We start from the raw sequence: 11,367 nt of genomic DNA, 5'->3' as shown, positions 1-11,367 counted from the left end.
GGACGACGACCGTGGTGGCTTCCGCCGCGATGACCGTGCCCCGCGTCGGGACGACGACCGCGGTGGCTTCCGTCGCGATGACCGTGCCCCGCGTCGGGACGACGACCGCGGTGGCTTCCGTCGCGATGACCGTGCCCCGCGTCGTGATGACGACCGCGGTGGCTTCCGTCGCGATGACCGTGCCCCGCGTCGGGACGATGACCGTGGTGGCTTCCGCAGGGATGATCGTGCGCCGCGTCGGGACGACGGTCCGCGCGGGCCGCGTCGGGACGATGACCGCGGTGGATTCCGCCGCGACGACCGCGACCGCGGCGGATACCGCGGACGGGACGACCGGGGTGGGTACGGCCGCCGTGACGACCGCGACCGTGACCACGGACGCGACCGGGACAGGGAGCCGATCAAGCGGCTGCCGATTCCCGAGGACGTCACCGGTGACGAGATCGACCAGGATGTGCGGCAGGAGCTTCAGAGCCTGCCGAAGACGCTCGCCGAGGATGTCGCGAAGAACCTCGTGATGGTCGCGCGGCTCATCGACGAGGACCCGGAGCAGGCGTACGGGTACTCGCGCGTGGCACTCCGGCTCGCATCTCGCGTGGCCGCAGTTCGCGAGGCCGCCGGCTTCGCCGCGTACGCGACGCAGAAGTACTCGGAGGCGCTCGCGGAGTTCCGGGCGGCCCGGCGGATGACCGGAAGCGTCGAGCTGTGGCCCGTGATGGCCGACTGTGAGCGTGGGCTCGGCAGGCCCGAGCGGGCGCTGGCGATGGCCGGTGAGCCCGAGGTGCAGAAGCTCGACAAGGCGGGGCAGGTCGAGATGCGGCTCGTCGCCGCCGGCGCGCGGCGTGACATGGGGCAGTTGGATGCCGCCATCGTCACGTTGCAGAGCCCCGAGTTGGCGTCGAACGCGGTGCAGCCGTGGAGCGCGCGACTGCGCTACGCGTACGCCGATGCACTGCTGGCCGCCGAGCGTGAGGACGAGGCGCGTGAGTGGTTCGCCAAGGCTGTCGAGGCGGACAAGGACGGGTCCACGGACGCGTCGGACCGGCTCGCCGAGCTGGACGGGGTCGAGTTCGTCGACGCCATGAGCGACGAGCCGGACGCCGACGCCGAGCGCCGGGCCGAAGGCGCAACCGAAGCCGCGGACGAGGCCCGGGATGTGGCCGAGGACAAGGCGGACGACAAGGGCGACGAGGCCTGACCCGGCCTCTCGCGCAGCTGACCGGAAGGCCCGGCACCCCATGAGGGTGCCGGGCCTTCCGTCGTTCCCGTCCAGGCGTCCAGGCGTCCAGGCGTCCAGGCGTCCAGGCGTCCAGGCGTCTAGTCGTCGTCAGTCCAGGCTCAGGCTCCGCAGCACCAGCCCCGTCGCGGGCTTCGGGCCGAACGACGTCGACTTGCGCGGCATCGTGACTCCCTGCCGGGCGAGGTCGCGTACGACCTCCTCCCGTACCGGATGCATCAGCACGGCCGTGCCGCCCCGCCTCTCGGCCTGGACGACCGCGGCCTCGGTGTCGTGGATGTAGGTGATCTCCTCGGGGGAGTCCGGAATCCGCCAGACGTGCTCCAGCAGCGCGGCGTGCAGCACGGTCGCGTCGAGCTGCCTCCACGCGTCCGGGCGGCCTGTGGGGACCGTACGTGCCAGCAGGGCCGCTTCTGGCCGGTCCAGGAGGTGGAAGCGGCCATCGCCCGCGATGAGGAAGGCGTTGCCTTCGGCGGCGGCCTCGGCCAGCACCTTGAGTGCCCGGGTGAGCGGCCCGTCGACGTCCCGCACCCGGAAGAGGCCCTCGACGGCGGCCAGGGCGTCCGGGACCGGGAGGCGGTTCAGCAGCCGGTGGATGGCGCGTACCTGGAGCGGGTAGCGGGCCGTGTCGATCAGCAGGACCAGGCCGTAGTTCCACGCCCCGGGGACCGGCTGCTCGTCGCGGAGACGGAGGTACGTCGCCCAGCGGTGGTGACCGTCGGCGATGAGGGCCTGGTGGTGGGCGAGGTCCGCGGCGATCTCGGTCAGGTCCGAAGGGGTGGTGACCGACCACAGGCGGTGGCTGAAGCCGTCTTCCGTGGTCGTGGCCAGCAGCGGCGTTTCGCGAATGATCCGTTCCATGACGGCGGTGGCCCCGGTCAGGGTGCCGTCGCTGCGGTACGTGAGCAGCAACGGCTCCAGGTTGGCGGCCGTGGTGCGCATCAGCGCAGCGCGGTCGGCCACCACATGCGGCATCACGTCCTCGTGGGGGAGCACGATGCCCTCGTCCGGTGCGGACAGGGCCAGGGCTCCGATGATCCCGCGCTGCAGGATGTCGCCCTTACGCTGTTCGTAGACGTAGAGCGCGGGTACGGGATCCGGCGCGAGGACGCCCTCGGCCAGCCACTGTTCGAGTGTCTCGGCGGCCTGCTCGTTGCTTGCCGTGGGGCTGGCGGCCTGGGGGAGGATCAGCCGGACGATGTTGTGGGGGTCCGCGGACTCCAGGTGGTGCAGCCCGTCGGGGCGTACGACGACGTCGTACGGGGGTGAGGTCACTGCGGCGAGACTGCCGACCCGCTCGGGGACGTAGCGCAGTCCGCGGAACGGGACCATGTGCAGGCCGTCATCGGCCGCAGGACCTCTCGTGTTCATTCATGCATCGTATGTGTCTGCGGCGATGCGCGATGATCGGGGCGGAGAGCCACGAGTGAGGAGTACACCAGCATGGGTGAGCGGCGCGGGATCAGGCCGAGCGGGAGCACGCAGCCACTGTGCGCCGCGTACGACACGGCGCTGCTCGATCTGGACGGGGTCGTGTACGCGGGCGGGGAGGCGATCCCGTACGCGGTGGAGGCGCTCGGTGCGGCGAGCGCCGGAGGGATGCATCTCGCATACGTCACGAACAACGCCCTGCGGACGCCGGACGCGGTGGCCCAGCACCTCACCGAGCTCGGCGTGCCGGCGGAGCCCGGGGACGTCATCACCTCGGCGCAGGCGGTGGCCAGGCTGATCGCGGAGCAGGTCCCGGCGGGCGCGCGGGTGCTGGTCATCGGCGGCGAGGGGCTGCGGGTGGCACTGCGGGAGCGCGGGCTGGAGCCGGTGGAGTCCGCTGACGACGATCCGGCCGCGGTGGTCCAGGGATACGGCGGTCCGGGGCTGGAGTGGGGACGGTTCGCGGAGGCGAGCTACGCGATCGCGCGCGGGGTTCCGTGGTTCGCGTCCAACACGGATCTGACGATCCCGAGCGCGCGGGGGATCGCTCCGGGCAACGGCGCTGCGGTGGAGGTCGTGCGGATCGCGACGGGCGCCGAGCCTCAGGTGGCCGGGAAGCCGCTGCCGCCGATGCACCGGGAGACGGTTCTGCGGACGGGCGCCCGGAGGCCGTTGGTGGTCGGGGACCGGCTGGACACCGACATCGAGGGCGCGTTCAACGGGGACGTGGACTCGCTCCTCGTACTGACCGGGGTGACGGACGCGGCGCAGCTGCTGGCGGCGGAGCCCAAGCACCGGCCGACGTATGTGGACGCCGATCTGCGGGGACTTCTGACCGGACAGCCCGAGGTGACCGGTGAGGGCGACGCCTTCGCCTGCGGCGGGTGGAGCGCGTCGGTGCGCGGTGACGCACTCGCGCTGAACGGCGACGGTGGAGCGCTGGACGGGCTGAGGGCGTTGTGTGCGGCGGCGTGGACCCACGCGGGGGACGAGGCGAGCACGCTCGATGCGGGCAAGGCGCTGGCCAGGCTGGGCCGGTGATGCTCCGAGCGGTCCGACTCCTCTGTCGGAGCAGCATACGAGGGTAGGCTAACCTAACCACGTGTTGGTCGACAGTCCTACCGAACAGAGCGCGGACTCCACGTCCGCGGCGCCCGCCCCCGAACCGCCAAGGCGCCATGCGCTGCGCGCCGCAGGGCTGCTGCTCTCCGTCGGCGTCCTGCTGCTGGTCTGTGTCGCGAGCATCGCGATCGGCGCCAAGTCGGTCCCGGTCGCGGACGTGTGGCACGGTCTCTTCGAGAACACCGGTACCGGCAATGACGTGATCGTCCACGACGTCCGGGTCCCGAGGACCGTGCTCGGGCTGCTCGTCGGCGCGGCGCTCGGACTGGCGGGTGCGGTGATGCAGGCGCTCACCCGCAATCCGCTCGCCGAGCCTGGACTGCTCGGGGTCAACGCGGGCGCCGCCGCGGCTGTCGTGTCCGCCATCAGCTTCCTCGGCGTCACTTCGGTCGCGGACTATGTGTGGTTCGCGTTCCTCGGCGCCGGCGTCGTCTCCGTGGTCGTGTACGTCCTCGGAGGCAGCCGCGGTGCCACGCCGGTACGGCTCGCGCTCGCCGGAACCGCCGCGACCGCGGCGCTGTTCGGTTACGTCAACGCCGTACAGCTGCTGGACTCGGCCGCTCTGGACCGGCTGCGCTTCTGGACCGTGGGATCGCTCGCCTCCGCCGATCCTGTGACCATCGGCAAGGTCGCCCCGTTCATCGGCGCCGGGGTGGTGCTGGCGCTGCTGATCGCGCGGCCGCTGAACGCGCTGGAGATGGGCGACGACACCGCACGGTCGCTCGGCGCGCATCTCACCCGTACGCGCGTCCTGGCCATGCTCGCGGTGACGCTGTTGTGCGGTGCGGCGACCGCCGCGTGCGGGCCGATCGTCTTCATCGGGCTGATGGTCCCGCATCTGGTGCGGGCCATCACCGGCCCCGACATGCGGTGGATCCTGCCGTACGCCGCCGTGCTCTCGCCCGTGCTGCTGCTCGGTTCCGACGTCGTGGGCCGGGTCGTCGCACGCCCCTCCGAACTGCAGGTCGGCGTCGTCACCGCGTTCATCGGCGGGCCCGTCTTCATCTACCTCGTACGCCGCAAGAGGATGGCGCAGCTGTGAAAGCCGTGAAAGCGGTGAGAGCCGCGAAAACGATACGCACCCCCGGCGGTCTCTCCGTCCGGGTCGACCCGAGAGCGCCCCTCGTCGTCCTGCTGCTCCTGGCCGCCGCGCTGGCCGCAGCCGTCGTGCTCGTCGGCAGCGGCGACTTCCCGATGGCGCCCGGCGAGGTCGTCGCGACGCTGCTGGGCAACGGCACGCCCGCTCAGGAGTTCATCGTCCAGGACGTACGGCTTCCGCGGGTTCTGGTGGCGCTGCTGGTCGGGGCCGCGCTCGCGGTCGGCGGGGCCGTCTTCCAGTCCATCTCGCGCAATCCGCTGGGCAGTCCGGATGTGCTCGGGTTCGGTCAGGGGGCGACCGTCGGTGCGCTGATGGTGATCGTCGTGTTCAAGGGTGATTCCGCCGCCACGGCGGGCGGCGCGATCGTCGGCGGTCTGGTGACCGGTGCCGCCGTCTATCTGCTCGCCTGGAGGCGGGGCGTGCACGGCTACCGGCTGGTCCTGGTCGGTATCGGTGTCGCCGCGATGCTGACGGGCGCCATCCACTACCTCGTCACCAAGGCCAACCTCGTCGACGCGACCCGTGCCGTCGTCTGGATGACCGGCTCGCTCGACGGCCGCGACTGGAGCCAGTTCTGGCCGCTGCTGGCCACCTGCGCGGTGCTGGTACCGCTGTGCCTGGTGTACGGACGGCCGTTGCGGATGCTGGAGATGGGCGACGACGCGGCGTACGCGCTCGGGATCCGTATCGAGCGGACCCGGGCCGTCCTCATGGGCTCCGCCGTGCTGCTCACCTCCGTCGCCACCGCCGCGGCCGGCCCGATCGTCTTCGTCGCGCTCAGCGCCCCGCAGCTCGCCCGCAGGCTGACGCGCTCGCCGGGGCCCAACATCGCCGCGAGCGCCATGATGGGCGCCGCCCTGCTGCTCACCGCCGACTGGGTGGCCACCTCGGCGTTCGGCGGCCGGGAACTGCCGGTCGGTGTCGTCACCGGTGTGCTCGGCGGCGTCTATCTGCTCTGGCTGCTCGTCACCGAGCGCAAGGCGGGGCGTGTATGACGCACCGGTCCGAGCGTACGACCGCAGACCAGCACCAGACCGAGAAGAACCCGAGGAGTACGTCCATGCAGCGCCTCACCGCCGAGTCGGTCACTCTCGCCTATGACCAGCGGGTGATCGCCGAGGACCTGTCGGTCGGGATACCCGACAACTCGTTCACGGTGATCGTCGGCCCGAACGCCTGCGGCAAGTCCACGCTGCTCCGCGCGCTCTCGCGGATGCTGAAGCCCAGTCAGGGCCGGGTACTGCTGGACGGGCAGACGATCCACTCGATGCCGGCGAAGAAGGTGGCGAGGACCCTCGGTCTCCTTCCGCAGTCGTCGATCGCCCCCGACGGCATCACCGTCGGTGACCTGGTGGCCCGGGGGCGTTACCCGCATCAGGGGCTGCTGCGTCAGTGGTCCCGGGAGGACGAGCGGATCGTCCAGGAGTCGATGACCGCGACCGGGGTGGCCGAGCTCGCCGAGCGCTATGTCGACGAGCTCTCCGGCGGTCAGCGCCAGCGCGTCTGGATCGCCATGGCGCTGGCCCAGCAGACGCCGCTGCTGCTGCTCGACGAGCCGACCACGTTCCTCGACATCCAGCACCAGCTGGAGATCCTCGACCTCTGCGCCGAACTGCACGAGACACAGGGCCGCACCCTCGTCGCGGTGCTGCACGACCTCAATCAGGCCGCCCGGTACGCGAGCCATCTCATCGCGATGCGTGAGGGGAAGATCGCGGCACAGGGCGCGCCCGGGGAAGTCGTCACCGCCGAGCTGGTCGAGCACGTTTTCGGGGTGCGCTCGCAGGTCATCGACGATCCGGAGACGGGAACACCGCTGGTGGTGCCGCTGGCGCGGCGGCGCAGGGGCGCCCCGGACGCCTCGGAGGCGGAGCCCGCCGGTGCGATGACTACAGCAGCGACCTGAGGCGCAGCAGATCGCGGAAGCCGGCCTCGAGCCTGACCCGGCCGGAGGCCCAGGCCTTGGCGAAGTTCAGCTCCCCGTCGACCATCGCCACCAGATCGTCGCCCGTCATCGCCAGCCGGATCTGTGCCTTCTGGGCCGGCGGGCCGTCCAGGGTGCTCAGCACCTCGATCCGGCCCGCCGTGAGGCGTCCCGTGAACGTGATGTCCAGATCCCTGATGTGGCAGCTCAGGGAACGGTCGAGCGCGGCCGCGCTGCGCACGTCCCCGTCCGCCTTCGCGAGGTTGTCCGAAAGTCTGTCGAGTGCGCTGCGGCACTCCTCCGTCGTCGCCATCGTGCTCGACCGTACCCCAGGGCTTCGCGGTAGCGTCTGGGCATGAGCGACTCGATGCAGACGTCAGAAGAGGCTGTGCCGCCGGCGGAGGCGCATGATCCCGCCGCACCGGCGCCTCTCGGTGTCGAGCGCGTCCCCACCGGCGACGCCGGGATCGACGCCCACCTGGAGCGGCTCGCCGATGCCGACCACCTCCCGGCGGACGGACACATGGAGGTGTACGAGGATGTACACCGGGGCCTGCGCGACACGCTGACCGCGCTCGACGCGCGGCAGGGACCGCCCGCGCCCCAGCAGTCCACCCGTCTCCCGACCGGCGGTCCTCATCCGACCGCCACCACCCCCCACAGCGGCCCCTCTGGCCGCCCCTACGACCCGTACGACCACAGGAGCTGAACCGAACGTGGCAGGAGTGGCACGCCGCCGCCTCGACGCCGAGCTGGTACGCCGCAAGCTCGCCCGCTCACGAGAGCACGCGAGCCAGCTGATCGCGGCAGGGCGGGTGACCGTCGGCGGCAACACGGCCGCCAAGTCCGCCACCCAGGTCGAGACCAGCGCCGCCATCGTCGTCACCCAGGACGACGCCGATCCCGAGTACGTCTCGCGCGGCGGCCACAAGCTCGCCGGCGCGTTCGCCGCGTTCGTACCGCAGGGGCTGAAGACCGAGGGGCGGCGGGCCCTGGACGCGGGTGCGTCGACCGGTGGCTTCACTGATGTGCTGCTGCGCGCCGGTGCCGCACATGTCGTGGCCGTCGACGTCGGTTACGGCCAGCTCGCCTGGTCTCTGCAGAGCGATGAACGCGTGAGCGTCAAGGACCGTACGAATGTGCGTGAGTTGACCCTGGAGACGATCGACGGGGTGGCGGTGGACCTGGTCGTAGGTGATCTGTCCTTCATCCCGCTGGGCCTCGTGCTGCCCGCACTCGTGCGGTGCACGGCGCCCGGAGCCGATCTCGTCCTCATGGTCAAGCCGCAGTTCGAGGTCGGCAAGGAGCGGCTCGGCAGCGGCGGAGTGGTGCGCAGCCCGGAGCTGCGCGCCGAGGCGGTGCGGACCGTGGCACGACAGGCCGGCGAGCTCGGCCTCGGCGTGCTGGGCGTGACCGCCAGTCCGCTGCCCGGACCTTCCGGTAACGTCGAGTACTTTCTGTGGCTCCGGGCCGGGGCACCGGACCTCGACCCGGCGGATGTCGATCGTGCAGTGGCGGAGGGGCCGCGTTGACCGATACGAGCACGGATACGAAGGCACATACACGTACCGTCTTCCTGCTGGCGCACACCGGGCGGCCCGCGGCCATCCGCAGTGCCGAACTCGTCGTCCAGGGCCTGTTGCGGGCGGGCCTCGGGGTGCGTGTGCTCGCCTTCGAGGCGGCCGACCTCCCGCTCCCCGCCGCCGTGGAGACGGTCCCCGAGGCCACCCCCGAGGTCCTCGACGGCTGTGAGCTGCTGATCGTGCTCGGCGGCGACGGGACGCTGCTGCGCGGGGCGGAGTTCGCCCGCGCGTCCGGGGTGCCGATGCTCGGCGTCAACCTCGGACGGGTCGGCTTTCTCGCGGAGGCTGAGCGGGACGACCTCGACAAGGTCGTCGACCGGGTCGTGACACGGTCGTACGAGGTCGAGGAGCGGATGACGATCGATGTCATCGTGCACACCAACGGTGACGTGGTGCACCGCGACTGGGCGCTGAACGAGGCCGCCGTGCAGAAGGTGTCGCCCGAGCGGATGCTCGAGGTCGTCCTGGAGATCGACGGCCGTCCGGTGACCGGCTTCGGCTGCGACGGCATCGTCTGCGCCACTCCGACGGGCTCGACCGCGTACGCCTTCTCGGCGGGCGGCCCCGTGGTGTGGCCGGAGGTCGAAGCTCTGCTGATGGTGCCCATCAGCGCGCATGCCCTCTTCGCCAAACCGCTGGTCACGTCCCCGACGTCGGTGCTCGCGGTGGAGATCCAGCCGAACACGCCCCACGGGGTGCTGTGGTGCGACGGCCGCCGTGCCGTCGAGCTGCCGCCCGCGGCGCGGGTGGAGGTCCGGCGAGGTGAGGTGCCGGTGCGGCTGGCGCGACTGCACCACGCCTCGTTCACGGACCGGCTCGTGGCGAAGTTCGCCCTGCCGGTGTCGGGGTGGCGGGGCAAGCCGCACTGACCTGCTCCGGGGCCGCGGGCCCCGGACGCCCTCTGGGCTGCTCCGGGGCTGCCACGGCAGCGCTGCCCGGTGTGGGCGGGTGAGGGGCCGGGGCCGCAGCGTCGCCCGGCGGGGGCGAGAGAGGCTGGGGCGGCACCGACGGCGTTCACGGGAAGGCTCTGCGGGAGGGAATCCCCTGTCTCTCGGGTGACGGCCGCGGCCCGCGACCTGCGGTTCCGCGAGCGGAGGGCGGGGCCCGTCGCACACGCGGGCCCTGACCTCGTAAGGTCTTCCCCGTGTTGGAGGAGATGCGGATACGGTCGCTCGGGGTCATCGACGATGCCGTCGTCGAGCTGTCCCCCGGATTCACCGCGGTGACCGGTGAGACCGGTGCGGGCAAGACCATGGTCGTCACCAGCCTCGGGCTGCTGCTCGGCGGGCGCGCCGACCCCGCCCTGGTGCGGATCGGTGCCAAGTCGGCGGTCGTGGAGGGGCGGGTCACCGTGCCCGCAGGTGCCCCCGCGGCCGTACGGGCCGAGGAGGCCGGGGCCGAACTCGACGACGGTGCGCTGCTGATCAGCCGGACGATCTCGGCGGAGGGGCGCTCGCGCGCACACCTCGGCGGGCGCTCGGTGCCCGTGAGCATGCTCACGGAGCTGGCCGACGAGCTCGTCGCCGTGCACGGGCAGACCGACCAGCAGGGGCTGCTCAAGGCCGCCCGGCAGCGGCAGGCCCTGGACCGGTACGCGGGTGACGCGGTCGCAGGGTCGCACGCCAAGTACGTGGCGGCGTACCGGCGGCTCAAGGCCGTCTCCGGCGAGCTGGCCGAGCTGACCACGCGCGCCCGCGAGCGGGCCCAGGAGGCGGATCTGCTGCGCTTCGGGCTGAACGAGGTCGCGGGCGTCGAGCCGCTGGCGGGTGAGGACGTGGAGCTGGCCGCCGAGGCCGAGCGACTCGGCCACGCCGAAGCGCTCGCCTCTGCCGCGTCCGTCGCACACGCCGCGCTCGCCGGCAATCCCGAGGACCCCGAGGGCGTCGACGCCACCACGCTGGTCGCGGGCGCCGGGCGGGCCCTGGACGCCGTACGTTCCCACGACCCCGCCCTCGCCGCGCTCGCCGACCGGATGGGGGAGATCTCCATCCTGCTCGCCGACGTGGCGGGGGAGCTCGCGGGGTACGCCGACAATCTCGACGCCGATCCGCGGCGGCTGGCGGTGGTCGAGGAGCGGCGTGCCGCGCTCACCGCTCTGACCCGCAAGTACGGCGAGGACATCAACGCCGTACTCGCCTGGGCCGAGGAGGGCGCCGGCCGGCTCACCGAGCTGGAGGGCGACGACGACCGTATCGGCGAGCTGACCGTGGAGCGCGATGCGCTGCGCTCCGAACTGTCCGGGCTGGCACAGGCGCTGACCGACGCCCGCACGGAGGCGGCGGCGCGATTCGCCGATGCGGTCACCGCGGAGCTCGCGCACCTTGCGATGCCGCACGCGCGCGTCACCATCGACATCCGTCAGTCCGACGACCCGGACGGGATCGAGGTCGGCGGCCGTTCCGTCGCGTATTCCTCGTCCGGTGCGGACGAGGTGGAGCTGCTGCTCGCGCCGCATCCCGGCGCCCAGCCGCGGCCGATCGCCAAGGGCGCGTCCGGCGGTGAGCTGTCGCGGGTGATGCTCGCCGTGGAGGTCGTCTTCGCGGGGACCGATCCCGTGCCGACGTATCTCTTCGACGAGGTGGACGCGGGCGTCGGCGGCAAGGCGGCGGTCGAGATCGGGCGGCGGCTGGCGAAGCTGGCGAAGACCGCGCAGGTCGTCGTGGTCACCCATCTGCCTCAGGTGGCGGCGTTCGCCGACCGGCAGCTCCTCGTGGAGAAGACCAACGACGGGTCCGTGACCCGCTCCGGGGTCACGGTGCTCGAGGGCGAGGACCGGGTGCGGGAGCTGTCGCGGATGCTCGCGGGGCAGGAGGACTCGGAGACGGCGCGGGCACACGCGGAGGAACTGCTGGCTACGGCGCGGGCCGAGGTCTAGGTGTTCTGTCCCGGGAGGTTGTGGACGGGTGAGGCAGGTCTCGGCTGAGGGATCTTGAAATGGGTGAGGGCCTTCTGGCCTGGTGTGGATTGCGAC

Annotated in this window: 11 protein-coding genes and 1 pseudogene; 9 read left to right on the top strand and 3 right to left on the bottom strand. The window is 72.0% G+C overall.

Annotation, left to right across the window (positions count from 1 at the left end; genetic code table 11):
• A pseudogene (locus ACFU5O_RS37025) lies at positions 1 to 376 on the bottom strand (hypothetical protein); the annotation flags it as partial.
• Positions 377 to 454: 78 nt separating this feature from the next.
• Here ACFU5O_RS37025 and ACFU5O_RS37020 point away from each other — a divergent pair.
• Entirely contained in the window at positions 455 to 1,198 is a 744-nt protein-coding gene (locus ACFU5O_RS37020) for a hypothetical protein (RefSeq protein ID WP_384247328.1), read from the top strand.
• A gap of 129 nt (positions 1,199 to 1,327) precedes the next feature.
• On the opposite strand, the gene ACFU5O_RS37015 is transcribed toward ACFU5O_RS37020, so the two are convergent.
• Positions 1,328 to 2,608 carry a DUF1015 family protein gene (locus ACFU5O_RS37015; protein ID WP_384247326.1) on the bottom strand — a complete coding sequence of 427 codons (1,281 nt, stop codon included), beginning with the start codon at positions 2,606 to 2,608 and terminating at the stop codon, positions 1,328 to 1,330.
• Between the two features lie 72 nt (positions 2,609 to 2,680).
• Here ACFU5O_RS37015 and ACFU5O_RS37010 point away from each other — a divergent pair, with 72 nt between their 5' ends.
• From ACFU5O_RS37010 to ACFU5O_RS36995, 4 genes are all read left to right on the top strand, one after another.
• Positions 2,681 to 3,709: an HAD hydrolase-like protein gene (locus tag ACFU5O_RS37010; RefSeq protein ID WP_384247323.1), complete on the top strand. Its 1,029-nt coding sequence runs from the start codon at positions 2,681 to 2,683 to the stop codon at positions 3,707 to 3,709.
• Positions 3,710 to 3,770: 61 nt separating this feature from the next.
• The gene (locus ACFU5O_RS37005; protein WP_384247321.1) at positions 3,771 to 4,832 is read left to right on the top strand and encodes a FecCD family ABC transporter permease; all 1,062 of its coding nucleotides are present in this window, start codon (positions 3,771 to 3,773) and stop codon (positions 4,830 to 4,832) included.
• 14 nt (positions 4,833 to 4,846) lie between these two features.
• Positions 4,847 to 5,884 (top strand): FecCD family ABC transporter permease, encoded by a 1,038-nt coding sequence (locus ACFU5O_RS37000; protein ID WP_384247332.1) that lies wholly within the window; start codon positions 4,847 to 4,849, stop codon positions 5,882 to 5,884.
• Positions 5,885 to 5,949: 65 nt separating this feature from the next.
• A complete protein-coding gene (locus ACFU5O_RS36995) occupies positions 5,950 to 6,795 on the top strand; it encodes an ABC transporter ATP-binding protein (RefSeq protein ID WP_384247319.1) in 846 nt (281 codons plus the stop codon).
• On the opposite strand, the gene ACFU5O_RS36990 is transcribed toward ACFU5O_RS36995, so the two are convergent.
• Positions 6,779 to 7,126, bottom strand: coding sequence for an SCP2 sterol-binding domain-containing protein (locus ACFU5O_RS36990; protein WP_384247317.1), 348 nt, complete (start codon positions 7,124 to 7,126; stop codon positions 6,779 to 6,781). The two genes, ACFU5O_RS36995 and ACFU5O_RS36990, sit on opposite strands and share 17 nt — an antisense overlap.
• Before the next feature lie 42 nt (positions 7,127 to 7,168).
• Here ACFU5O_RS36990 and ACFU5O_RS36985 point away from each other — a divergent pair, with 42 nt between their 5' ends.
• The 4 genes from ACFU5O_RS36985 to recN all read left to right on the top strand — a co-directional run bounded on the left by ACFU5O_RS36985 (position 7,169) and on the right by recN (position 11,271).
• The gene (locus ACFU5O_RS36985; RefSeq protein ID WP_384247315.1) at positions 7,169 to 7,522 is read left to right on the top strand and encodes a hypothetical protein; all 354 of its coding nucleotides are present in this window, start codon (positions 7,169 to 7,171) and stop codon (positions 7,520 to 7,522) included.
• A gap of 7 nt (positions 7,523 to 7,529) precedes the next feature.
• On the top strand, positions 7,530 to 8,345 hold the full coding sequence (locus tag ACFU5O_RS36980) for a TlyA family RNA methyltransferase (RefSeq protein ID WP_384247313.1): 816 nt from the start codon (positions 7,530 to 7,532) through the stop codon (positions 8,343 to 8,345).
• A complete protein-coding gene (locus ACFU5O_RS36975; RefSeq protein WP_384247310.1) occupies positions 8,342 to 9,265 on the top strand; it encodes an NAD kinase in 924 nt (307 codons plus the stop codon). The genes ACFU5O_RS36980 and ACFU5O_RS36975 overlap by 4 nt, the downstream gene beginning before the upstream one ends.
• Before the next feature lie 287 nt (positions 9,266 to 9,552).
• Positions 9,553 to 11,271 (top strand): DNA repair protein RecN, encoded by a 1,719-nt coding sequence (gene recN, locus ACFU5O_RS36970; RefSeq protein ID WP_384247330.1) that lies wholly within the window; start codon positions 9,553 to 9,555, stop codon positions 11,269 to 11,271.
• Positions 11,272 to 11,367: the final 96 nt, after the last annotated feature.

Source organism: Streptomyces sp. NPDC057445 (assembly GCF_042802855.1).
Classification (GTDB): domain Bacteria; phylum Actinomycetota; class Actinomycetes; order Streptomycetales; family Streptomycetaceae; genus Streptomyces.
The sequence above is the reverse complement of the archived record's forward strand: the minus strand, read 5'-3'. Positions and strand labels throughout refer to the sequence as shown.

What these genes read in the sequence shown, in the direction of transcription:
- ACFU5O_RS37010 (WP_384247323.1), top strand. Translation starts at nt 2,681, where the DNA reads ATGGGTGAGCGGCGCGGGATCAGGCCGAGCGGGAGCACGCAGCCACTG.
- ACFU5O_RS36995 (WP_384247319.1), top strand. Translation starts at nt 5,950, where the DNA reads ATGCAGCGCCTCACCGCCGAGTCGGTCACTCTCGCCTATGACCAGCGG.
- ACFU5O_RS36985 (WP_384247315.1), top strand. Translation starts at nt 7,169, where the DNA reads ATGAGCGACTCGATGCAGACGTCAGAAGAGGCTGTGCCGCCGGCGGAG.
- ACFU5O_RS37015 (WP_384247326.1), bottom strand. Translation starts at nt 2,608, where the DNA reads ATGAACACGAGAGGTCCTGCGGCCGATGACGGCCTGCACATGGTCCCG.
- ACFU5O_RS36990 (WP_384247317.1), bottom strand. Translation starts at nt 7,126, where the DNA reads ATGGCGACGACGGAGGAGTGCCGCAGCGCACTCGACAGACTTTCGGAC.
- recN (WP_384247330.1), top strand. Translation starts at nt 9,553, where the DNA reads ATGCGGATACGGTCGCTCGGGGTCATCGACGATGCCGTCGTCGAGCTG.